The organism is Nocardia sp. NBC_01329 (assembly GCF_035956715.1).
Classification (GTDB): Bacteria; Actinomycetota; Actinomycetes; order Mycobacteriales; family Mycobacteriaceae; genus Nocardia.
In genome coordinates this window covers 820,234-840,759 of sequence record NZ_CP108381.1, presented here as the reverse complement: position 1 = coordinate 840,759, position 20,526 = coordinate 820,234, and the positions used below count along the sequence as shown (strand labels likewise).

22 protein-coding genes and 2 pseudogenes are annotated in these 20,526 nt (G+C 67.2%); 8 read left to right on the top strand and 16 right to left on the bottom strand.

Translation table 11 applies throughout. From position 1 onward, the window contains the following. Window positions 1-122: 122 nt before the first annotated feature. Window positions 123-866, bottom strand: a complete 744-nt coding sequence (locus OG405_RS03955) for a hypothetical protein (RefSeq protein ID WP_327150282.1) — start codon at window positions 864-866, stop codon at window positions 123-125. After that, window positions 863-1,621, bottom strand: coding sequence for a FadR/GntR family transcriptional regulator (locus OG405_RS03950; RefSeq protein ID WP_327150281.1), 759 nt, complete (start codon window positions 1,619-1,621; stop codon window positions 863-865). Before OG405_RS03950 ends, OG405_RS03955 begins: the two co-directional genes overlap by 4 nt. A 341-nt stretch (window positions 1,622-1,962) precedes the next feature. Between OG405_RS03950 and OG405_RS03945 the strand changes: the two genes are divergently transcribed. Continuing rightward, window positions 1,963-2,196 (top strand): hypothetical protein, encoded by a 234-nt coding sequence (locus OG405_RS03945; RefSeq protein WP_327150280.1) that lies wholly within the window; start codon window positions 1,963-1,965, stop codon window positions 2,194-2,196. Window positions 2,197-2,519: 323 nt separating this feature from the next. Here the strand turns inward: OG405_RS03945 and OG405_RS03940 are convergent, their stop codons facing one another. The 4 genes and pseudogenes from OG405_RS03940 to OG405_RS03925 all read right to left on the bottom strand — a co-directional run bounded on the left by OG405_RS03940 (window position 2,520) and on the right by OG405_RS03925 (window position 4,391). Next, on the bottom strand, window positions 2,520-2,906 hold the full coding sequence (locus tag OG405_RS03940) for a hypothetical protein (RefSeq protein ID WP_327150279.1): 387 nt from the start codon (window positions 2,904-2,906) through the stop codon (window positions 2,520-2,522). Between the two features lie 153 nt (window positions 2,907-3,059). Next, a pseudogene (locus OG405_RS29105) lies at window positions 3,060-3,248 on the bottom strand (hypothetical protein); the annotation flags it as partial. Window positions 3,249-3,378: 130 nt separating this feature from the next. After that, window positions 3,379-4,248, bottom strand: coding sequence for a phosphatidylinositol mannoside acyltransferase (locus tag OG405_RS03930; RefSeq protein WP_327152193.1), 870 nt, complete (start codon window positions 4,246-4,248; stop codon window positions 3,379-3,381). After that, window positions 4,245-4,391, bottom strand: coding sequence for a hypothetical protein (locus OG405_RS03925; protein WP_327150277.1), 147 nt, complete (start codon window positions 4,389-4,391; stop codon window positions 4,245-4,247). The genes OG405_RS03930 and OG405_RS03925 overlap by 4 nt, the downstream gene beginning before the upstream one ends. A gap of 516 nt (window positions 4,392-4,907) precedes the next feature. On the opposite strand from OG405_RS03925, the gene OG405_RS03920 reads away from it, so the two are divergent. Then, window positions 4,908-5,489: a hypothetical protein gene (locus tag OG405_RS03920; protein WP_327150276.1), complete on the top strand. Its 582-nt coding sequence runs from the start codon at window positions 4,908-4,910 to the stop codon at window positions 5,487-5,489. A 107-nt stretch (window positions 5,490-5,596) separates the two neighbouring features. On the opposite strand, the gene OG405_RS03915 is transcribed toward OG405_RS03920, so the two are convergent. The 3 genes from OG405_RS03915 to OG405_RS03905 form a co-directional block, all read right to left on the bottom strand. Beyond that, window positions 5,597-6,535 (bottom strand): lysophospholipid acyltransferase family protein, encoded by a 939-nt coding sequence (locus OG405_RS03915; protein ID WP_327150275.1) that lies wholly within the window; start codon window positions 6,533-6,535, stop codon window positions 5,597-5,599. 4 nt (window positions 6,536-6,539) lie between these two features. After that, entirely contained in the window at window positions 6,540-7,367 is an 828-nt protein-coding gene (locus tag OG405_RS03910; protein WP_327150274.1) for a GNAT family N-acetyltransferase, read from the bottom strand. A 297-nt stretch (window positions 7,368-7,664) separates the two neighbouring features. Further along, window positions 7,665-8,969, bottom strand: coding sequence for an NAD(P)/FAD-dependent oxidoreductase (locus OG405_RS03905; protein ID WP_327150273.1), 1,305 nt, complete (start codon window positions 8,967-8,969; stop codon window positions 7,665-7,667). A 111-nt stretch (window positions 8,970-9,080) separates the two neighbouring features. Between OG405_RS03905 and OG405_RS03900 the strand changes: the two genes are divergently transcribed. Beyond that, on the top strand, window positions 9,081-9,938 hold the full coding sequence (locus OG405_RS03900) for a LysR family transcriptional regulator (protein WP_327150272.1): 858 nt from the start codon (window positions 9,081-9,083) through the stop codon (window positions 9,936-9,938). Window positions 9,939-9,975: 37 nt separating this feature from the next. Here the strand turns inward: OG405_RS03900 and OG405_RS03895 are convergent, their stop codons facing one another. The 3 genes and pseudogenes from OG405_RS03895 to OG405_RS03885 form a co-directional block, all read right to left on the bottom strand. Further along, the gene (locus tag OG405_RS03895; RefSeq protein ID WP_327150271.1) at window positions 9,976-10,299 is read right to left on the bottom strand and encodes a hypothetical protein; all 324 of its coding nucleotides are present in this window, start codon (window positions 10,297-10,299) and stop codon (window positions 9,976-9,978) included. A 144-nt stretch (window positions 10,300-10,443) separates the two neighbouring features. After that, window positions 10,444-10,950: a hypothetical protein gene (locus OG405_RS03890; protein ID WP_327150270.1), complete on the bottom strand. Its 507-nt coding sequence runs from the start codon at window positions 10,948-10,950 to the stop codon at window positions 10,444-10,446. Window positions 10,951-11,248: 298 nt separating this feature from the next. Further along, a pseudogene (locus OG405_RS03885) lies at window positions 11,249-11,974 on the bottom strand (AraC family transcriptional regulator); the annotation flags it as partial. Between the two features lie 139 nt (window positions 11,975-12,113). Between OG405_RS03885 and OG405_RS03880 the strand changes: the two are divergent. Both OG405_RS03880 and OG405_RS03875 read left to right on the top strand, forming a co-directional pair. Next, window positions 12,114-13,235 (top strand): MFS transporter, encoded by a 1,122-nt coding sequence (locus tag OG405_RS03880; RefSeq protein WP_442790720.1) that lies wholly within the window; start codon window positions 12,114-12,116, stop codon window positions 13,233-13,235. 56 nt (window positions 13,236-13,291) lie between these two features. Further along, window positions 13,292-14,086 carry an alpha/beta fold hydrolase gene (locus tag OG405_RS03875; protein WP_327150269.1) on the top strand — a complete coding sequence of 265 codons (795 nt, stop codon included), beginning with the start codon at window positions 13,292-13,294 and terminating at the stop codon, window positions 14,084-14,086. Window positions 14,087-14,157: 71 nt separating this feature from the next. Here the strand turns inward: OG405_RS03875 and OG405_RS03870 are convergent, their stop codons facing one another. The 4 genes from OG405_RS03870 to OG405_RS03855 form a co-directional block, all read right to left on the bottom strand. Continuing rightward, window positions 14,158-14,469, bottom strand: coding sequence for a helix-turn-helix domain-containing protein (locus OG405_RS03870; RefSeq protein ID WP_327150268.1), 312 nt, complete (start codon window positions 14,467-14,469; stop codon window positions 14,158-14,160). Next, window positions 14,462-14,833, bottom strand: coding sequence for a type II toxin-antitoxin system RelE/ParE family toxin (locus OG405_RS03865; RefSeq protein WP_327150267.1), 372 nt, complete (start codon window positions 14,831-14,833; stop codon window positions 14,462-14,464). The genes OG405_RS03870 and OG405_RS03865 overlap by 8 nt, the downstream gene beginning before the upstream one ends. Window positions 14,834-14,966: 133 nt before the next feature. Beyond that, entirely contained in the window at window positions 14,967-15,923 is a 957-nt protein-coding gene (locus OG405_RS03860; protein ID WP_327150266.1) for an electron transfer flavoprotein subunit alpha/FixB family protein, read from the bottom strand. Window positions 15,924-15,960: 37 nt separating this feature from the next. After that, window positions 15,961-16,746, bottom strand: a complete 786-nt coding sequence (locus OG405_RS03855) for an electron transfer flavoprotein subunit beta/FixA family protein (protein WP_327150265.1) — start codon at window positions 16,744-16,746, stop codon at window positions 15,961-15,963. A 195-nt stretch (window positions 16,747-16,941) separates the two neighbouring features. Here OG405_RS03855 and OG405_RS03850 point away from each other — a divergent pair, with 195 nt between their 5' ends. Genes OG405_RS03850 through OG405_RS03840 form a run of 3 tightly spaced genes read left to right on the top strand, consistent with a single transcriptional unit; the run spans window position 16,942 to window position 20,512 of the window. Continuing rightward, window positions 16,942-17,727, top strand: a complete 786-nt coding sequence (locus tag OG405_RS03850) for a class I SAM-dependent methyltransferase (protein ID WP_327150264.1) — start codon at window positions 16,942-16,944, stop codon at window positions 17,725-17,727. Further along, the gene (locus OG405_RS03845; RefSeq protein ID WP_327150263.1) at window positions 17,724-19,262 is read left to right on the top strand and encodes a glycoside hydrolase family 57 protein; all 1,539 of its coding nucleotides are present in this window, start codon (window positions 17,724-17,726) and stop codon (window positions 19,260-19,262) included. Before OG405_RS03850 ends, OG405_RS03845 begins: the two co-directional genes overlap by 4 nt. Next, window positions 19,259-20,512 carry a glycosyltransferase family 4 protein gene (locus tag OG405_RS03840; protein ID WP_327150262.1) on the top strand — a complete coding sequence of 418 codons (1,254 nt, stop codon included), beginning with the start codon at window positions 19,259-19,261 and terminating at the stop codon, window positions 20,510-20,512. The genes OG405_RS03845 and OG405_RS03840 overlap by 4 nt, the downstream gene beginning before the upstream one ends. The last annotated feature ends 14 nt before the right edge of the window (window positions 20,513-20,526 follow it).

Here is a 20,526-nt window from a genome sequence, read left to right as displayed (position 1 = left end):
AGGATCCTCGAACCGGCACCGCCCGGTCGCGAGCCGGAAATTTCGCCACGGACATGGCGCCGAAGACCTGTCGTTGGCTGCCGCATGTTCATAGTTCGCCTCGGTTCGAACCTCCGGACCCGTTACGAACGCCGCGCCGAGCCTCTCTGCGGTAACAGCGACCACGGGAGCGCATCGACGGGCACTCCGTCGGACCGATCACCACGACCGATCCTGGATCCCGGTGGAAACTCCGGATCGACACCCAAGATCACGCGACCTTCACTGTTGACCAAGGTGGCCCGCGGGTTCGAGGCCCGAAACGCCGGAAGCAGGGCCTTCTCCATCGCGGCGACCGGAACATCGGCGCCGGCGACTCCGAGAAATTCGCCCGGTACGGACTCGACCGGGATCGTGAACGTGCACACGTACTGGTCGGAGCACGCGAAATCGATGCGGGGTCCTTCTACCCAACGTCGCCGGCGATCACGTGGAATTACGTACCAGTCCAAGAGGGTGTAGTCGTAGAAATACTCGCTCTGAGGGTTCAATTCCAGCATGTGGCGTTGCGGTCCGCGCACCGCATCGGACAGCCACCATTCAAGGAATAGGGGGCGGTCGGCAAGCACGCCGTCGGCCATGATCACCCCGGTCCCATCGAACAGCTCTCCGCGCACCCCGAGTTCCGCGACGATCATCTCACGAAGCGACGCGAGGTCGGCGGACCGGACGGCAGGCCGTCGCTCATCGGTGAGGTCGTTCCACAGATCCCGCAACGCGGTCCCGATGGTTGTCAGAGACAGGTAGATCTCATCGGCGAACTCGGCTACTACCCGAGCGAGCGATTCGATACTTTTAGGGGCGAGGAAATTATCGGGGCCACTCATCGATCATCGAGCTCCAGCCGTAGGGCGACGAGGCGGCGGATACGGGATTCCGCATTCGATTCTGCCAGTTCGCGTGCCCGAATGTCGTCTTCTCTCTCGATGGCGTCCACCAGGCGCCGCTGGTCGCCGGCCTCCGCGACCGGGTCCAGCCGCAGCTGCGGCAGCCACAGCAGTCCCGACAGCTCGGTCTGCAGGCCCACCTGGGAGCGCGTCAGCCGGGTCGATTGCGCGGTCACCGCCATCTCGATGTGGAAACGGCTGTCGACCCGTCGCGCGCCGGCCGGTTCCGCGCTCGCCCGCAACCTGTCCGCCAGGCTGCGCAGTCGTGCGATGTCGGCTTGTAGGCCGCGGCGAGCGGCGAACACTGCGACCGCGCCCGAGACCGCGAACTGCACATCGCCGAGGTCTCGCAATTCCGCCGAACTCACCCGCCGAAGCCGGACCAGCGAAGTGTGTTCGAACGCCTCTGCCGAGGCACAGATGAAACTGCCGCCGCCGCGCCCCCGCGTGGTACGGACGACTCCCTGTTCCCGGAGCACGGCCAACGCTTCCCGGAGGGTCATCGTCGATACACCCAACTGGTCGGCCAGATCGGTCTCGTTCGGCAATCGCTGACCATCGGTCATGACTCCGAGTCCGACGGCAGCCGATAGCCGCGCTACCACGGCATCGGTTCTCGGCCCACCGCCCTCGAGCGGTGAGAGCACGGCGCTGAGCGCGGACAGGCCGGCGCTTTCCTGCTGGGACAGCGACAACGCAGCTCCTCGGGTGAGAGTACGGACACCCATTTTAGACCGGAAGACTTGAACCATGAACAAATAGGTTTAGGGACACGCAACCTGCACCAAGCAGCGAAAACCCCTTGAACTATGGAATTAGATGTAATAGCTTCATCGATGGACCACTCGTCCTGACATCTTCGGAGCACGTAACGATCGGAGAAGGAGCGCCTTGTGTGCAACAACCTGCACTGCCCTCGCGGCCGGGTCCGTCTTCGTGCCGGATCGCCGACGCGAACAGCCCCTCCTCCGCCCAGTGAATCCGGAGGCCGGCCGCGGCTCGACAGACCGAACCGATCCGGGGCACAGGTGCCTCGATGAGGGTTGATCTGCACCGGACAGAAGTCGACGGATTACATGCGATGTGGCATGTGGCTCAACACCACCAGGTGACGATCAGGGGCGTGGAAAGCGCGTCGGACTCCTCCTGTGTCCTACGCTTCGACGCCGGGAACTATCCCGACCTCGCATCAGCGCGAGAACTCCATCCGGAACTGGCCCGATTGTGGGACGCGGTCCGCCACGAATTCTGGCGCAATCTCCTCCGGTAACCGTCGCCGCACGCTGGTAGGCCCGCCAGGAGAATTTGAGCAGAGAGTCCCTACCCGCCGACGCCATAGGTCGCTCACGCTATCGACGGGCCAACAACGCAATCATCCATTCCCGAGACTCCGGGAGTCCGGCGGGCCGGTGCTACCGCTCGGAGTGGATACTGCGGCGTGCTGGTGGCAAACCTCGGGAGGACCACCATGACCGGGCAATCGCAGCCGTGCGATAGCCGCCCAGGACAGTTTCCCGTGGGCTGCGAAGTTTGTGCGCAACGGTAGCTCCACCTGCTGCGTCGGCGTGCTACCGGTGAGTCTCGCGGGCCTCGCTACGTCGCGGCCGCAGTGACGCCCACAGCCTCGGGCTCGGAGGCGGATCTGCGCAGGCGGCCGACGATCAACCCGGTCGCCGCGAGGGCACCGGCGATTGGCCATTCGACCGCTCCCACCACAGCGAGCGCACCGAGACCACCGTAGTAGAGATAGCGGGTGGGCAGGGACAGCTCGACCGGCCCCGCTTTCATCGTGATGCCCTGACCGGGGATAGCGACCCTGGCGTCGAGGAAAGGCAACGCCAACGTGGCCGCGGGTACGGTCTCGGTGGTTGGCTGCCCGTCCGGTCTCTGCCGGGGCCCGGCGGGCTTCTTGCGGGCCGATTCGCCCGTGCCGGTCGCTGCGGTCCGGCCGGTGCTGTTCGCTTTACCGGGTGAAGGCATGGAACACGATCCTCTCGTCGTCGAGAACTAACAGTTCCGGGCCGCCCCGGCGGACGCCGAAGGAGCCTGACAGCGGGCGTGAACATGATCGATGATCGCGCCCGGAGGGGTGGAGGGCAACAGTTCGACACGGGCAATCAGTTGCTCGGTGCGCCGGGTGAACCACGCTGGGGAGAGCACGACCATCGCGGTGGCGGCGGTGACCGCCGTGAGCACACCGGCCCAGGCCACCGGACCCAGCGGCGTGCACCCGAAGAACTGGCTGATACCCGATGTCTCGACGACGGCCACGAGCACTGCCGCACTACCGACCGCGGTGGCCACTACGAGCGGATCGTCACGCGGTCAGCGCTGATTCGATTCATTCCCCGCAGCGGACCCGAGCCCAGCACACCTGCCTATCGGCGTCACCGTCGAGCGCGTGCACCGAGACACCGGTGCGCAGGTCGACACCCGCGTCGCGCTGCGGCGGTCATCCATCCGGCCAGAGGCGCTGCAACATATGCCAATCAGCGGGATGGGCGGCGATACCCGCCGCGAAGCTGTCGGCCAGGGCCTGGGTGGCTTCCCGGACCCCGTGGGAGGTATCGATCGGGTCGCCGACCGAGAAACCCCACCCGGTCGGGGTGAACCAGCAGTGCACCGGCAGCAGGGGTGCGCCTGTGTCGATGGCCAGCCGGGCCGGGCCGGCCGGCATCTGTGCCGGTTCACCGAAGAACGTGACCGCCACGCCACGTCCGGAGAGATCACGCTCGCCGAGCAGACAGACCAGCCCGCCGTTGCGCAGGCGGGCTGTGAGCTGATCGAACGGTGGTGTTTCGGCTCCGGTGAGCGGGATGATCTCGAACCCCAAGCCCTCTCGGAAGCGCACGAAGCGACGGAACAGCGACTCGGGCCGGAGTCGCTCGGCGACCACGGTGGGCGTACCCACCCGCTGCACGAGCCAGACTCCGGCCAGGTCCCAGTTGCCGCTGTGCGGCAGCGCGATCACCACACCGCGGCCCGCGGCGTAGGCGTCGCGGATACGGTTCAGGCCGGTGGCCGAGGCTTCGATGGTGTCGGCGAGCTCTCGCGGATCCATCGAGGGCAGCCGGAACGCCTCCCGCCAATACCTGGCGTAGGAGCGCAGACTCGCCCGCATCAGTTCCTCTGGAACTTCCTCGGGCGGGACCCCGATCACCCGGGCGAGATTACGGCGTAACCGGCGGGGCCCGCCGTCGCGTCGGACGACCCGGTCGGCTCCGGCATCGAACAGGCGAACCGCCCACCGGTTCGGCAGAGCACGGACAAGACGCCAGCCCGCCGCGTAGCCGAGGTCCTGTGCCCGGCCGGGCATCGCTATCTGGCGCCGGCGTCGGGTGTCGAGGAGGCGTCCGGTTCGGGCGTGGCGGTCAGGAATACCGGTTGCGGCGCATCGGCCGATATCGAGTACGGCTCGGGCTCAGCGGGGATGTGGCTGAACAGTCCAGGGTTGTCGTCGTGCATATTCGTGCTCCGATCTTCGGTGTGCGCTGCCGGTGAAAGTCGCGGCAAGCAGTGTCGAGATGCGCGGTCCCGCGCGGTCGGACCGACCGGCGGTCCGGGCAATACGGGGATACCCATCCGAACCCGGGGCCACTCCGCGCGGACTGCCGAGTGGAGCTTCCCACCGACTCGGCGGCGAGGGACTGCGGCAGTTCGAAAGAGATCCTGTCGGATTCGGCAGCCGAACGGCTGCTCGACGGTGTTCGTCACCACCGTAGTCGTATCTACCGCCGCTTGTGTGCTCCCGGTGGGAATCCGCGCCGCGACCTCGACACATCCATTGTGTCACCTCTGTGTCACCTCGAGTCTGTGCCACCTCGAGCTCGCCCCGCTGCGCCGATCACCCCGCTTGACACCTACCTATTGAACGTGCCGTTATTCAGCGGTACGGTGAGTGACGTATCAATAAAGCACTCCAAACAGTGCGAGCGCCCCGGAATAACCGCCCCGGGGGTGTGACCGAGTGAGGACCCACCGATGAACCGAAACCACGAACAGCGCGCCCGCCGTCTCGCGGCGCGGATCGCCGCGCTCGCAGTCATCACCCTCGCCCCACTGGCGGTCACCGCCGGCCCCGCCCTCGCCGGCCCCGCCGACGCGGTCCAGGTCAGCGATTCCCCCGATTCCAGCGACAGCTTCGGCGATAGCTTCGGCTGGGATGACAACGGCTGGGATGACAACGACCACCAGGCCGGGAACGGCTGGGGTAACGACGGCGATTTCGGCTGGGACGACAACGGCCACTACGGCTACAAGGACCACCACCGGCAGGATTACGACGGCTGGGATGATCACCTCAACAGCGGCGGCAACCAGTATCCCGACCGCGATTCACCCGGCGGCCGGGGCCGCGACTACGACCAGCCCGCCGATTGGGACCGCGAGAGCCCGCGTGGCGGCGGGGGCGCGGGTGCGCCCCCGAACTGGAACGTGCCCAACCCGTACATCCCGCCACCCCCGCCGAGCCTGTTTCCCCAAGTCCAGTTGCCGGTGTTCCCTCAGCTGCCCTTCGCACTGCCGGGGATCCCGCCCCTTCCCGGGACCGGCAGCGCTCGCTGATACGGCAAACAAGTAGCCGTCAGATAACGGCACATACATGAGCGAGTCGATATTCAACAGCAGAACGGCCGGGTCCGCTCGGTGGACCCGGCCGTAAACCACTGCTGTCAGCCCGTCGCGACCGCCGCTTCCGTCAACTGCCGGCCCGCGGCGGCGAGCACCGCGTGCGCGGCATCCGAGAGCTCCTCCGCCCGCACCGCCCGCTCACAACGGCGCGCCAGATCCTTGCGATCGGTACCGGCCTGTTCGACCGGAGCGAGGACGATCTCGGCGGTCAGATTCCGGGCGCGCAGCACCCGCACGATCGAATCGATGAGCGTGTCGTCACCGACGAAACCCGGGACAGTGGACCGGTTGCCGTGCACATCCAGGTATCGCAGCCGGACCGGCTGCACCGGGGTGGCGGTATCCACCGCGGCCTGGAACAGCGCGGGCCGCAGCGTCCCGTAGGCACGACCACACCAGGTGGTGCCCTCCGGGAAGAATCCGATCCGTTCGCCGGCGGCGAGCCGTCGCCCGACCTGCGCCACCACATTCGGCAGTCGGCGCAGCCGTTCTCGTTCGATCGGGACGACCCGCATCACCCGCGCGAGTTTCCCGAGCAGCGGCCATTCGATCAGATCCGCCCGCGCCACGAACGCGAGCGGCTGCACCGCGGCGAGCACGACGATATCCGTCCACCCGATATGCCCACAGGCGACCAGCACCCCGGCGCCCGGTTCGGCGTACCTCGGCCCGATCGCCGCGGTCCCCGCTCGCCGGTCCACCACCCGCAACCGGATACCGCAGGCACGCAGCAGAGTCCGCGCGAACCGCCGCTGCACCCCGGAGCGCCGGGACGCCGGTGTGACGATATGGACGAAGGGATAGCCGAGCAGCACCGATATCGCGCCGACCGCCCGGAGCCCGGCCCGCACGACACCGATCTCGGGACGTTGCCGCACACAGCCGGTCCCGCAGGGACTCACCGGCATCCAGGAATGCGGGGCCGGCGAGTCCGCCACAACGGCGGGTGCTCGCTGCACCGGTCGGGTGGCGATCTCCATCACATCACCGCCCGCCGTCGAAATTCGCGGCGGCGCCGCGTAACCGATCCAGATAGCGGGTGTTGATGGTGTCGAGCCCCAGCAACACCACGAAATCGGCGACGGCGAAATCCGGATCGTGCGCGGGCTCTCCGCAGATCTCGGCGCCGAGCCGCAGATAGCCGTTGAGCAGCGGCGGCAGTTTCGGGCGGGCGGGGGCGGGCAGATCGTCCAGCACCACACCGTCGACCACGACGGGCCGGTACGGGCGCACCCGCTTGTCCGGCGCGCAGGCATGTCTACCGAGCAGAAGGTCACGCACCCCGCGAACATTGACTCCGGCCGGTTCGGCGGGGGTGTTCTGCATGGGCACCGACGCGCATCCCATCACCCGGTCGTAGCCGGTGAGCTGGATGTAGTGCAGGATTCCGGCCCACATGAGAGTGAGGACCGAGCCGTTGCGATGGTCGGGGACCACGCACGCGCGCCCCATCTCCACGACCCGCATATCTCCCGGACCGAGGTTCGCGAGATCGAATTCGGTGGCTGTGTAGTACCCACCGGCCCCGGCGACCTTGTCCGGCGGCAACATCCGGTAGCAACCGACGAACTCGCCCGTGGCCTCGTCGCGGACCAGCAGGTGGTCGCAGTGCTCGTCGAACCTGTCCGCGTCCAGGCCCGTACCGTCGTCGGGGATCGAGAACCCCGGTTCGCCGGCGAATACGTTGTACCGCAACCGCTGCGCCGCGATGCGATGGTCGGTGTCGGAGGAAACGATGAGGGTGTATCGGGACCGGTGATCCTCGCCGGCGGCCGGTCGAGCCGGAGCCGTCAGCACGGACGTAATAGCCATAACGCCAAGCAGGCCAGTCCGACACTGCGCCGGGGCGTCCGTGGCGTGTCGCGGGCATGCCGGTTCGGTTAACGAGACGTAGGTCACACCAGACGTTCACCGGGCGGCCTCCGCGCGTTCGCGGAAACACCGGAAACGGCACCGGAATCGGGCCGGCCGCAACCTGGCATTCGCCGCCGCCCGGGCATACGCCGTGGGCGGACCCCGCTCGACCGGGCCCGCCCACGTGCTACGCCGACTTCTGCCTGCGCCGCGGACCTGCCCACTCTGTCGATAGGGCCGGCCCACCCGGACCCGTCAGGCGACGAATCGTTCGGGTTCGCGCACCCGTTCCAGATGCTGGCGGTCCACTTCCTGGAACCCGGGCCGCCCGGTGCCGATGAAGGCCACCAGCCACGACAGGACCGCGGCGAACCGGTTCCGGAAGCCCACCAGGTAGAACAGGTGCACGGCCAGCCAGATGAACCAAGCGAACACACCGCGGAAGGTGACCTTGTCGTTCAGCTTGGTCACCGCGCTGAACCGGCTGATCACCGCCATGCTGCCCTTGTCCCAGTACACGAACGGGGTTCCCGGGTGCGTATCGCGGCTGATGATGTCGGCTGCGTGCCGGCCCTCCTGCATCGCTACGGGCGACTGGCCGGGGTAGCCGTTGAGCGAGGTCATATCGCCGATCGCGTAGATATCGGCATAGCCGCCCACGGTGAGATCGGGATTGATGAGCAGGCGCCCGGCGCGATCGGTTTCACAGCCGGTGGCCGCGGCCAGCAGCTTCGCGAAACCGCCGGCCTGCACACCCGCCGACCATACGATGGTCTCGGCCTCGATCTGCCGCTGGCTGCCGTCTTTGTCCTTGACCGTGACCTGCCCGTCCTCGATATCGGTGACGAAGGTGCCGAGCAGGACGTCGACTCCGCTGCGGGTCAGCGTTTTCTTCGCATACTCCGATAGCCCGCCACCGAACGGCGGTAGAACAGCGCCGGCGCCCTCGACCAGGGTCACCGAGACTTCCTCGTGGTAGTACCGCTTGGCCAGTTCTTTCAGCTGGCCCGCGACCTCCACACCGGTGGCCCCCGCGCCGACGACCACGAACGAGAGCAGCCGGCGGCGGGTTTCCTCGTCGGCCTTGCCCGCTTCGCGGAAGACTCGCTCGATCTGGGCCCGCAGCAGCTTCGCGTCGTCGATGGTTTTGAGCGAATAGGTCTTGTCGGCGAAGTCGTCGCGTCCGAAATACGACTGGCTCGCGCCGGTGGCCGCGATCAACGATCCGTAGCGGATCTGCCGGGTCTCGGCACCGGTGCGGTAGGTCAGGACGGCGGCGTCGGGCTCGATCGCGGTGACCTCACCCTGGCGGACATCCGCCTCCTTGTGCCGGCGCAGGATGTTCGCGATCGGGGGTGCGATCTCGGCGGACGCCAACACCCCGGTGGCGACCTGATACAGCAGCGGCTGGAACAGGTGTTCCGGCGTGCTCGAGATCAGGACATAATCCACTCCCGCCTTGGCCAATTGTTTGGCCGCGGCGAGTCCGCCGAACCCCGAACCGATGATCACGACATCCGCGTATTCCACACCGGCGCCGATTTCACTGACCTTGTGCATGACAGCCTCCTTCACTCATTAGGAACCGTCATCCGTAAGGGAGATATTTCAGGGTTCAGGGCGCATAATTGAGATGACTCTTATCTGATCTGATCATGAATGGAGATCGCGGTGGAACTACGCCAGCTCACGTACTACGTCGCAGTGTGCGAGGAGCTCAGCTTCAGCCGCGCGGCCGTCCGGTGCTTCATCTCACAGTCGGCGATCAGCCATCAGATCGCCCGGCTCGAGCACGACCTGGGCGTGCAACTCTTCGAGCGTTCGACCCGATCGGTCGTCCCCACCGACGCGAGCACAAGATTACTACCGCTGGCCAAGCAGATGCTAGGTCTGGAATCGGCCATCCGCGCCTCGATCCGCACCACCGGTCCCCGGATCCGGCTCGCCGCGAATATGTCGTTCGCCACCCGATCGCTGTCGGCCATCGCCGGTGCCCGCGACCAGCATCCGGGCGCGGAGATCGAATTCGTCATCAAACCCTTCCGCCAGCGCGTCGCCGCCGTCGCGGACGGCGATTGCGATCTGGCGTTGATCCGCGGCAGCGTGCAGCAGGCCGGCCTGATGGTCGAGCAGCTATGGGTGGAAGACCTCACCCTCGCCACCGCCCCCACGCATCCGCTGGCCGGTCGCACCGATGTGACCCTCGCCGAGCTCAGCGCATACCCGCTACTCCTGCCGCCGGAGTCCGAGCAGTTCCTCCTACACAACGTCATCCGGACCGCGTTCGCCGACCTCCCCACCGGCCCCACCTTCGGCCCGCCCATTCCACCGGACCACACCGCGACCATGGAGTTGATCAACCACCCCGACGCCTGGACAGTCCTCTACGCCAACAGCTCCACCGAAGGCATCGCGGCGCTTCCGCTGGTCGACCACCGCCTCCGTATCCCGGTCTCCGCCGTCCTGCGGGCCGACACCAGACGCACCCCCATCCTCGACTCGCTCCTCGAAGGGCTGCACTGCGCCTGACCGTGATGTCCAGCGGCGCTACTCGCCGGTCTCGGCGTCAACCGCAGCAGAACGGATCGTCGCAGGGCCGGCCGACCTCACTGCCGTAGACCCCCAGATGCCGAATCGGAGCGAGAGCCGATTCCGCGACAGCCGGATCCAGCCCCGGTGCCGACCACGGCGCGAGCCGGCCCCAACCGGCCGGCACCCGCTCGATGTCGTAGCGAGCGACCCCATCGATGAACAGTGTCCACAGACAGTGATCGGGAAAAGGGTTGGCGCGCAACACCCACCAGTGCCCGTCCACCTCGGCGGCCAACGGGAATCGCGGATTGCCGGTACTGCGCCATTCGGGCCGCGCCGACTCTTCCGGACGCATCATCCCGCCTCCCCTGTTTCGAGCAGATCACACCCCACGAGCGGGAGCACCGAACGGCCATTTCGGCGAGCTCGCGGACCATCCGCGTATCCGCCGGACCAGGTCCCAGTCCGCCGGGGCTGCCGGAGGCCCCGTTCGATCGAACGGTCACCCCCCGATATCGTCGGCGCGCGGGCGGCCGGACAACGGGGGCAGCCGCCTCTTCCCGCAGACGAGTTCACGCGCGAGGGCCTCGTAGGATATGTAGGCGCGGGCCAATTGGCGGCGATTCGGAGCCTGTGGCCCGTCCAATACGAACCGGTCGAAGGAAATCGTGTACAGATGTGCCATACGACCGAAAACCGCGCCCAGCCCCTCGTAATGTTCCATCGCACCGATATCGGGTTCGCCGAGTACGCGATGGGCTTCCAGATCTATGGCGAGAATATGCCGTTGGACGTCTTCCCAGATCTCGATGAACGGATCCTCGGCCGGATCCAATTCCGGCCGATCCGAGCCGAGCTCATCAGGCGACCAGGTCACCACCACATCTTCCCAGCTCGGACGGGCCGCAGCCAAGCGTCGATGCGCGTCCACCAGGCCCGCCACGGACACCAGTAGCGGACAGTCGAATTCACCTCCCGCGGCACCGGATCCGGCTACCCGGGCGAACACCGTCGATACGATTCGACTGTCCGGCAATGGGCCGAACCCCCTGCGGCCGTGCACAGCTCCCCATTTCTCGCCGACGAATACCACCGGCTGTCGGCGCGCACAGCATAGCCAATTCTCGCGCCGATGACATCCGCTTCCGCAATCGATCATGAATCGGAAACAGCTCTGCGGCAATCTATTTGGAATAGACCGAATAAGAAGCACGCACGTTTCCACGATCAGGAACGGAAGCATCCCCGCGATCCGACACCATCACCTCGCCGCCGGCCCACGACTCCGGAATCCGCCCGCGCCGTGAGCTACCAGGGGTGTGCCCGAGGGCATGCCGGTAGACATCGATGAAGGCGCTGGGTGAGGCCCAGCCACAGCGACCGGCGACCGCGGTCACGGAATACCCCTCGGCCAGCATGCGCACCGCTCGGTGCAGGCGGAGATGGGTGCGCCACTGCGGGTAGGTCATGGCGAACTCGGTGCGGAACAATCGGGTGAGAGTCCGTTCCCCGGCACCCACCCGCCGGCCGAGTGCGGCCAGCGTCCAGGTGGTCTCCAGATCCCGCTCGACGAGCGCGCACACGTCGCGGAGACGTTCGTCGCGCGCGACGGGCAGCGGCAGGTGCTCGCGCGGCATCCGGTCCAGCTGATCGAGCAGGACCTGCCGCAATCGACCGAGCTCCCCCGCGGGCAGATCATCCGGCGCGGAGCAGGTGATGATCAGTTCACGGACCAGCGCGGAGGTCGCGAGAACCGCCGGCGCCGCGCGATCACCGCGCTCTTCGAGTGGAAACGCGATGCAGTGGAATCGGGTCGGGCCGAAGAAATGATGTTCGTGCCGGTGGCCCGCCGGAATCCAGATGGCCCGATCCGGGGGCGCGATCCAGGTCCCGTCGTCGGTGCGGACCTCCGCGGCCCCGCCGCTGCAGTAGATCAGCTGATGGTCGGGATGGCGGTGGGTATCGATATGTGATCCGCCCTGCAGATCCCGCACCCGGGTAGGAGTGGGAATCGTATGGCTGGTTATCGACATATCTCGGCATATTATCGGAAGAAGTGACCGCCGGGAATTCATACGCTGATCGTCGAACGACGACCAGGAGGTTCCGTCCGTGGACACCCCGACAACGACCCCCGCCGCCGCCACCGACCCGGGCACGATGTGGAACCGCATGCGGCACTGGGTGTTCGCGCACGCGGTGGACGATTTCTATCAGGGCCTGGTGCCCGCGAGCATCCCTTTCTTCGTCCTCGAACGCGGCTACAGCTATGTCGCGGCGTCCGGTCTCGCCCTGGCGGCCGCACTGGGCAGTTCGCTGCCCCAGCCGCTGCTCGGAGTCCTCGTCGACCGCCGCCGGCTGCTGTGGCTGGCCCCGGCCGGGCTGCTGGTGGCCGGCGCCGGGGCCGGACTCGCGGGCCTGGCACCCGCCTACCCGATGGTGTGGCTGCTGATCCTGATCTCCGGAATCGGTATCGCCGCCTTCCATCCCGCCGCCGGCCGCGATGCCCGCCTCGCCGCCGCGGACAGCACCGTCGCCATGAGTTACTTCGCGGCGGGCGGGAGCGTCGGCTTCTTTCTCGCACCCGCCCTGGCCACCCCCCTGCTCTCGTCGTGGGGTGTCGGCGCCACTGCGTTCTTCGTCCCGCCCGCGGTACTCATGGCGTTCGTCCTGTGGCGGCATCAGTCGCGGCACACCGATCACGGCACGCCGACCGGTCTCACCACCGGTCGCGATCGGTGGGGCCCGTTCCTCCTGCTCACAGTGGTCTCGGTCATCCGCTCGATCCTGTTTCTCGGAATGAACACTTTCATCGCGCTCTACTGGATCGGGTATTTGGGGGCCGGCCACGTCATGGGCGGGGTGGCGCTCACCGCGTTCCTGATCGGTGGGGTGGCGGGCACCTTGGCCGGTGGGCGCATCGCGGACCGGATCGGTATGCGGTCCACCGTACGGCTCGGCAGTCTCGTCGCGATTCCGGCATTGATCGGATTACGGCTGGTCGAGGACCCGCGCCTCGCCCTGATACTGGTGACTCTGGCCGGTGTGGCCGCCAATATGCCCTTCGCGGTTCTGGTGAAACTGGGGCAGGATTACCTCCCGGCCCGCCCCGGCACCGCCGCGGGTGTCACCCTCGGAATCGCGGTGAGCGCGGGCGGCCTGTTCATGCCACTTCTGGGTCGGCTCGCCGATCACCACGGACCGCAGGCCGCACTGACCGCACTGTGCTTCGTCCCGGCAGTGGCCGCGGCGCTCGCCTTCCTGTTGCCCCCTCCCGACAGCACCGACCGCTGACCGGACAACCGTCGGCCGCACGGCCGCATCGGAGCACAGATCATTCGGAGGTTCTCATGTTCACCTATCTGGGCCACGACGGCCATCCGCTGCGCGCGGAAGCCCGAGGCGACGGACCGACGATGGTGCTCCTGCACGGCGGCGGGCCGGACCATCGCAGTCTGCTCCCGCTCGCGGATCGGCTGGCCGATTCCTACCGCACAGTGCTCCCGGATATTCGCGGGTACGGACAGTCGCGGTGCCCGGACCCGGCCGCCCACACCTGGTCCCGTTATGTCGAGGACGTGACGGCACTGCTGGATCATCTCGGCGCGGAACGGGTGGTGCTGGCCGGGATGGGAATCGGATCGACCATCACCGCCCGGGCGGCGATCGCGTACCCGGATCGCTTCGACGCCGCGATCCTCATCAGCTTGGAGGACATCGAGGACGACGCGGCCAAACAAGCCGAGACCGCCTTCCTGGACGCCTTCGCCGAGACCGTACGCACCCACGGAATAGAGGCGGCCTGGGCGCCGGTCCTGCCGGAGCTCGCACCGGCGATCGGGACATTGGTCCGGGACGCGATCGGACGCAGCGACCCGGCCAGTATCGCGGCCGCGGCCGCCATCGGCCGTGATCGCGCATTCCGCACGCCCGCCGACCTCGCGGCGCTGACGGTACCGACCCTGGTGATCCCCGGAATCGACCACCGTCACCCCGCACGGTTCGCCGAGGAGATCGCCGCGATCCTGCCGAACGGGCGTCTCCACACCGGCGTCCTCACCGAGCAGGTCGACACCATCGACGACCTGACCGCGGCGCTGGCGCCCGCGGTACGGGGATTCCTCGACGAGACCGTCGGACTCTGAGAACACAGCTGTACCCCCGGCCGGAGCACGGCTGTGTTCTCACAACGCGAGCCCGGGCGTTGTGCGCACCTTCAGGCTGCCTCCGGCTTTTCGAATCTGGCGACGAACCGGAGTTCCAGTGCGTACGCCAAACGCTCCAACATACCGATGGTCGGGGTCCCGCCCCCGGATTCGAGCCGCGAGACATCCGGCTGGTGCAATCCCGCACGCTCGGCCACCTCGGTCTGGGTGAGCCCGAGCTCCAAGCGGCGCTCTCGAATTGTGGTGGCGAACTCTATTGCGAGCCGGGCCTCTTCGCGACCGGCCTCGTATTCCGCTCTATTGAAATCGGCACGCGCTGCCCGCTCCCGCCGCAACTCGTCCATGGCCCCGTGCTCAGCCATCGCTGTTCACCTCTCTATCGAAACTGGATCGGGCATGGTCGTGTTCCGCTTCGCAAACCTTACGCAAAAGCTTTGCCCGCTCGATCTCGGCGGATTCTCGCATCCGCGTTTTGCGGAACACTGTCAACAAAATGACCCGGCGCGCCGGCGCGAGCCAGTATGTAACTCGCATTTCCCTTGGATGCAAGTGGAAACGGAGCTCGCGGACCTTCTCTCCGAGATTCCGAGACCACGGTTCTCCCAGAGTTTCCGCATGCTCGGCGAGCATGCCCACGTATGTGTCGACGCGACCGAAATCACGATCCGTCAGCGACCGCAGCCAATCGGCCACTTCGGGCTCCACCTCGATCTCGTACAGCGGCATAATATCGATCCTATATAGGATCGATATTATATGCGAGCGATCGAGCGGACTGCACGACGAACACAGCTGTGCCCCGGCCGGAGGACCCGGCCGGGGCACAGCCACGACTGCCCGCGGAACAAGCCGCGAATGGTCAGCCCTTGTGCTTCTTGACCTCTTCGGTCAGCTGCGGGGCGACATTGAACAGGTCGCCCACGATGCCGTAGTCGGCGATCTCGAAAATCGGAGCTTCCTCGTCCTTGTTGACCGCGATGATGGTCTTGGACGTCTGCATACCGGCCCGGTGCTGGATGGCGCCGGAGATACCCAGGGCGACGTACAGCTGCGGGGAGACCGTCTTACCGGTCTGACCCACCTGGAACTGGCCCGGGTAGTACCCCGAGTCGACCGCGGCACGGGAGGCACCGACGGCCGCGCCGAGCGAATCGGCGAGCGCCTCGACCACGGAGAAGTTGTCGGCCGAACCGACACCGCGGCCACCCGATACGACAATGTTCGCCTCGGTGAGTTCCGGACGGTCACCGGCCACGACGGGTTCGCGGCTGGTGACCTTGACGACGCCTTCTTCCTGCGCGGGGACCTCGACGGTGACCTTCTCACCGGCACCGGCCGAGGGCTTGGCCTCGATCGAACCCGGGCGGATCGAGATCACCGGGACATCGCCGGTGGCCTTGGCATCGACGGTGAACGCGCCACCGAAGATGCTGTGCACAGCCGTACCGTCGGCCTGCACATCGATGACGTCGACCAGCAGGCCCGACCCGATACGGGCGGCGAGCCGGCCGGAGACCTCTTTGCCTTCCGCGGTCGCGGCGACCAGGACGGCGGCCGGGGAGGCGGATTCGACGAGGCCGGCCAGGATATCGACCTTCGGGGTGACCAGGTAGCCGTCCACATCATCGGATTCGGCGATATAGATCTTGGCGGCGCCGGCGGCGGCCAGCGCATCGGCCAATTTGTCGCCCGTACCGGCCGGGCCGGTCACCACGGCGGCCGGCTCACCGAGAGCGGCGGCGGCGCTCAGCAGTTCGGTGCTGACCTTCTTGACCGCACCGTCGGCGTGCTCGACGAGCACAAGTACTTCTGCCATTTCTCTCTTCTCCTAGAAGTCGCTGCGGGTGCGGGTCTCAGATGATCTTCTGGCCGACCAGATACTGGGCGATCTTGGTGCCGCCGTCGCCCTCGTCGGAGATCTTCTCGCCCGCGGTACGCGGCGGCTTCGGGGTGGACGCGGTGACGGAGCTGCCCGCGTTCGCGACACCCACGGTCGACGGGTCGATACCCAGATCTTCCAGGGTGAAAGTCTGCACTTCCTTCTTCTTCGCGGCCATGATGCCCTTGAAGGAGGGGAAGCGCGGCTCGTTGATCTTCTCGGTCACGCTCACGATGGCCGGCAGTGTGGCCTCCAGCTTGAAGACACCGTCGTCGGTTTCCCGCTCGCCGGTGATCTTCTCGCCGTCGACGGTGAGCTTGCGCAGGTGGGTGAGCTGCGGGATGCCCAGATATTCGGCGATGATGGCCGGGACGGCGCCGGAGCGTCCGTCGGTGGCCTCGTTGCCTGCGATGACGAGTTCGACACCCTCGACCTGGCCCAGCGCACCGGCCAGCACCCACGCGGTCTGCACCGTGTCGGAGCCGTGGATGGCCGGATCGTTGATGTGGATGGCCTTGTCGGCGCCCATGGACAGCGCCTTGCGGATGGCCTCGGTGGCCCGGTCCGGACCGGCGGCCAGCACGGTGACCTCGCCACCCTGGGCCTCCTTGATCAGGAGGGCTTCCTCGACGGCGCGCTCGTTGATCTCGTCGAGCACCGCGTCGGCGGCTTCACGGTCGAGGGTGAAGTCACCGTCGGTCAGCTTGCGCTCGGACCAGGTATCGGGCACCTGCTTGATGAGTACGACGATATTAGGCATCGGTCTTCGTCGACCTCCTGTTCTGGTTACCTGTATTGGCGGTCGCACGATCTCCAGCGGCCGTACGTCCATGTGAGTAGCTCAGGCCGAGACATTACCCTACGTTAAGTTACTCGTGGGTAACTTATGCTGCGGGCCGCCGCGAGGGGCCACCGGGCGTCTCCCGTACCGGGCCGTACCAGTAACCTCGTCGCAATGAGCGAGGCTGTGATTCCCGCCGCACCGGCCACCGAGGAAGTACTGGAACCGCTGCCGTTGACCGGCGAGCGGACGGTGCCGGGCATCGCGGAGGAGAACTACTGGTTCCGCCGGCACGAGATCGTCTACGACCGGCTGCTGTCGCGGTGCGCGGACAAGGTGGTCCTCGAGGCGGGCTCGGGCGAGGGATACGGCGCCGATATGATCGCAGGAGTCGCGAAGGCGGTCGTGGGCTTGGACTACGACCGCAGCGCCGCGGTTCACGTGCGGACCCGCTATCCGGCCGTACACATGATCCGCGGCAATCTCGCCGCACTGCCCCTGCCAGAAGCGGCAGTGGACGCGGTGGTCAATTTCCAAGTGATCGAACACCTCTGGGACCAGGCAGAGTTCCTGCGCGAATGCCTGCGGGTCCTGCGCCCCGGCGGGGAACTGCTCATCAGTACCCCGAATCGGATCACCTTCTCACCCGGGCGCGATACCCCGCTCAATCCCTTCCACACCCGTGAGCTCAACGCCGCCGAACTCACCGAGCTCCTCGAAGAGGCCGGGTTCCGGGTCGAACTGATGACCGGCGTGCACCACGGACCGAATCTGCGGGCCCTCGACACCAAACACGGCGGTTCGTTCATCGCCGCGCAGATCGAACGCGCCCTGGCCGGTGAGCCCTGGCCCGCCGAACTCACCGCCGACGTAGCGGGGATCACGATCGACGATTTCGCGCTGACCCCCGAAACCATCGATGCCAGTCTCGATCTCGTGGCGCTCGCGGTGAAGCCTTGAGTGGCAAGCGAACTCACGAGATACCCGGACAGTTCACGCTCGTCCTGCACTCCCATCTGCCCTGGCTGGCCCATCACGGACGGTGGCCGGTCGGCGAGGAATGGCTCTATCAGTCCTGGGCCGCGTCGTATCTGCCGGTCGTCGAGGTCCTGCGCACGCTGGCGGCCGAGGGCCGTTCACATCTGCTGACCCTCGGGATCACCCCGGTCCTGGCCGCCCAGCTCGACGACCCACATTCTCTCGCCGGTATGCACCACTGGCTGGGCAACTGGCAGTTGCGAGCGGACGAGGCAGCGAAATCCGGAAACCGCGCGTTGGGTGCGCACGAACACCGGCTGGCAGCCGCGGCATTGGCCGAATTCGAGCAGCAGTGGCGCCACGGCGCCGCACCCGTGTGGCGGCAGCTACTCGACGGCGATGTCATCGAACTCCTCGGCGGCCCGCTGGCCCATCCGTTCCAGCCACTGCTCGACGACCGGCTGCGCGAGTTCCAGCTCCGCGAGGGCCTCACCGACTCCCGCCTGCGCTGGGGGCATACTCCGGCCGGGATCTGGGCGCCGGAATGCGGGTTCACCCCCGGAATGGAGCAGGGCTACGCGGACGCCGGTGTGACGCATTTCATGGTCGACGGGCCCGCGCTACGCGGCGATACGGCCCTCGGCCGCCCGGTACACGATTCGCCGGTGCTGGCGTTCGGCCGCGATCTCACGGTCAGCTACCGGGTGTGGTCGCCGAAATCGGGCTATCCGGGCAACGCCGTGTACCGGGATTTCCACCATTACGACCACGCCACCGGTCTCAAACCCGCCCGGGTCACCGGCAAAACCGTGGCCGGCCCGGACAAGGCGCCCTACGATCCCGGCCTCGCCGCGGCGCAGATCGGCCGCGACGTCGACGATTTCGTGCAGACGGTGCGGGAACGGCTGATCAGCGAATCCGAGCGGATCGGGCGCCCGGCGCTCGTGGTCGCCGCATTCGACACCGAGTTGTACGGGCACTGGTGGCACGAGGGGCCGCAGTGGCTGGCGCAGGTGCTGCGGGCGCTACCGGAAGCCGGGATCACCGTCGGCACCCTGGCCGATGCGCGTGACCGCGGTTTCGTCGGAGAACCGGTGCCACTCGCCGATTCGTCGTGGGGTTCGGGCAAGGACTGGCGGGTCTGGGCGGGCGACCGGGTACGCGATCTGGTGGATCTGAACTCCGAGATCGTCCGGCTGGCGCTGGACACCACAGCCAAGATGCGCGCCGGAGCTCCGACCGGCCGCGATCCGGTGGCCGACCAATTGCTGCGGGAAGCGATCCTGGCGGTGTCGAGCGACTGGGCGTTCATGGTCAGCAAGGATTCTGCCGCCGATTATGCCCGCGACCGGGCCCATCAACACGCGCACGCGGTCCGCGAGATCGCCGGAGCCGTCGAAGCGGGACAACTCGGCAGAGCGCGGGATCTGGCGGCAGGATGGGCGGTGGCCGACGGAGTGTTCCCGGCCCTGGACGCGCGTAGGCTACGCGTCACCCCTGCAGAAGGACCTCGATGAAAATCTTGATGGTGTCGTGGGAGTACCCCCCGGTGGTCGTCGGCGGGCTGGGCAGACATGTCCACCACCTGGCGACATCACTGGCCGCGGCCGGTCACGAAGTGGTGGTACTGGCACGGCGGCCCACCGGTACCAGTCCGGCCACCCACCCCACTCATTCGTTCGTCGCCGAAGGGGTCCTGGTGGTGGCGGTGGCCGAGGATCCGCCGATCTTCGATTTCGGCGAGGATATGCTCGCCTGGACCCTGGCCATGGGGCATGCGATGGTGCGCGCCGGTATCGCACTGGACAAACCGGGTATCGGCGAGGGCTGGACCCCCGATGTGGTGCACGCGCACGACTGGCTGGTGGCCCATCCCTCGATCGCGCTGGCCGAGTACTACGACGTGCCGCTGGTATCCACGATCCACGCCACCGAAGCCGGCCGGCACAGCGGCTGGGTCGCGGGCCGGGTGAACCGGCAGGTGCATTCGGTGGAGTGGTGGCTGGCCAACGAATCGGATGCGCTGATCACCTGTTCCACCTCGATGAAGGACGAGGTCGAGCGACTCTACCGGCCCGACCGGGTGCCGGTCCATGTGATCCGGAACGGAATCGACGTGGGGGCGTGGACATTCCGCACCCGCTCGCCACGAAGCGGCCCCCCACGACTGCTCTATGTGGGACGCCTCGAATACGAGAAGGGTGTACAGGACGCGATCGCCGCGCTGCCCCGGATCCGCCGAGCCCATCCCGGGACAGTACTGACCGTAGCCGGGGTCGGGACCCAGTTCGAATGGCTACGTGAACGCACCCGGACGCACAGGGTGGCGCGGGCGGTGCACTTCGCGGGCCAGCTCGACCACACCGAACTCCTCGGCTGGCTGCACGGCGCCGACGCGATCGTACTGCCGAGCCGCTACGAGCCCTTCGGGATCGTCGCCCTCGAGGCGGCCGCGGCCGGAACTCCGCTGGTCACCTCGACCGCCGGCGGTCTGGGCGAGGCCGTGATCGACGGTGTCACCGGAGCCTCGTTCGAGCCCGCCGATGTGAACGGGCTGGTGGACGCGACGATCTCGGTACTCGACGATCCCGCCGCCGCTCAGGACCGCGCGTTCGCCGCCCGGGAGCGATTGACCGCGGATTTCGCCTGGGATGTGGTGGCGGCCGAAACCGCCGGGATCTATTCCGACGCGAAGCGCCGGGTGCGTAACCCGCTGGGCCGTCCGGTGATCGTGGAACGCCCGCTGCCGGAGCGGGATCCGAAGTAACTCGGCGGGTCGCA

What these genes read in the sequence shown, in the direction of transcription:
- OG405_RS03955 (WP_327150282.1), bottom strand. Translation starts at nt 866, where the DNA reads ATGAGTGGCCCCGATAATTTCCTCGCCCCTAAAAGTATCGAATCGCTC.
- OG405_RS03945 (WP_327150280.1), top strand. Translation starts at nt 1,963, where the DNA reads ATGAGGGTTGATCTGCACCGGACAGAAGTCGACGGATTACATGCGATG.
- OG405_RS03940 (WP_327150279.1), bottom strand. Translation starts at nt 2,906, where the DNA reads ATGCCTTCACCCGGTAAAGCGAACAGCACCGGCCGGACCGCAGCGACC.
- OG405_RS03925 (WP_327150277.1), bottom strand. Translation starts at nt 4,391, where the DNA reads ATGCACGACGACAACCCTGGACTGTTCAGCCACATCCCCGCTGAGCCC.
- OG405_RS03920 (WP_327150276.1), top strand. Translation starts at nt 4,908, where the DNA reads ATGAACCGAAACCACGAACAGCGCGCCCGCCGTCTCGCGGCGCGGATC.
- OG405_RS03915 (WP_327150275.1), bottom strand. Translation starts at nt 6,535, where the DNA reads ATGGAGATCGCCACCCGACCGGTGCAGCGAGCACCCGCCGTTGTGGCG.
- OG405_RS03910 (WP_327150274.1), bottom strand. Translation starts at nt 7,367, where the DNA reads ATGGCTATTACGTCCGTGCTGACGGCTCCGGCTCGACCGGCCGCCGGC.
- OG405_RS03905 (WP_327150273.1), bottom strand. Translation starts at nt 8,969, where the DNA reads ATGCACAAGGTCAGTGAAATCGGCGCCGGTGTGGAATACGCGGATGTC.
- OG405_RS03895 (WP_327150271.1), bottom strand. Translation starts at nt 10,299, where the DNA reads ATGATGCGTCCGGAAGAGTCGGCGCGGCCCGAATGGCGCAGTACCGGC.
- OG405_RS03880 (WP_442790720.1), top strand. Translation starts at nt 12,114, where the DNA reads ATGCGGCACTGGGTGTTCGCGCACGCGGTGGACGATTTCTATCAGGGC.
- OG405_RS03875 (WP_327150269.1), top strand. Translation starts at nt 13,292, where the DNA reads ATGTTCACCTATCTGGGCCACGACGGCCATCCGCTGCGCGCGGAAGCC.
- OG405_RS03870 (WP_327150268.1), bottom strand. Translation starts at nt 14,469, where the DNA reads ATGGCTGAGCACGGGGCCATGGACGAGTTGCGGCGGGAGCGGGCAGCG.
- OG405_RS03865 (WP_327150267.1), bottom strand. Translation starts at nt 14,833, where the DNA reads ATGCCGCTGTACGAGATCGAGGTGGAGCCCGAAGTGGCCGATTGGCTG.
- OG405_RS03860 (WP_327150266.1), bottom strand. Translation starts at nt 15,923, where the DNA reads ATGGCAGAAGTACTTGTGCTCGTCGAGCACGCCGACGGTGCGGTCAAG.
- OG405_RS03855 (WP_327150265.1), bottom strand. Translation starts at nt 16,746, where the DNA reads ATGCCTAATATCGTCGTACTCATCAAGCAGGTGCCCGATACCTGGTCC.
- OG405_RS03850 (WP_327150264.1), top strand. Translation starts at nt 16,942, where the DNA reads ATGAGCGAGGCTGTGATTCCCGCCGCACCGGCCACCGAGGAAGTACTG.
- OG405_RS03840 (WP_327150262.1), top strand. Translation starts at nt 19,259, where the DNA reads ATGAAAATCTTGATGGTGTCGTGGGAGTACCCCCCGGTGGTCGTCGGC.